General features: G+C 44.1%; 1 protein-coding gene. It reads left to right on the forward strand.

The annotated features are described in order from the left end of the window. Positions 1–270: 50S ribosomal protein L11 (locus B3S86_RS15020; protein ID WP_290754247.1), on the forward strand; the 270-nt coding region annotated here is incomplete at both ends.

Below are 270 nucleotides of genomic sequence, written 5' to 3' on the forward strand. Positions count from 1 at the left end.
CATGGGCTTCTGTAAAGAGTTCAACGCTCGTACACAAGACCAAGCCGGCTTGATTATCCCTGTAGTCATCACGGTTTTTGAAGATCGTTCATTCACATTCATCACTAAAACTCCTCCAGCAGCAGTTCTCTTGAAGAAAGCAGCTGGAATTGAGAGTGGTTCAGGTGAACCGAACCGTAAGAAAGTAGCGACAGTCAAACGTGACAAAGTTCGTGAAATCGCTGAAACAAAAATGCCAGACCTTAACGCATCATCTGTTGAAACAGCAAT

Source organism: Exiguobacterium sp. UBA3968, from assembly GCF_002385115.1.
Classification (GTDB): domain Bacteria; phylum Bacillota; class Bacilli; order Exiguobacteriales; family Exiguobacteriaceae; genus Exiguobacterium_A.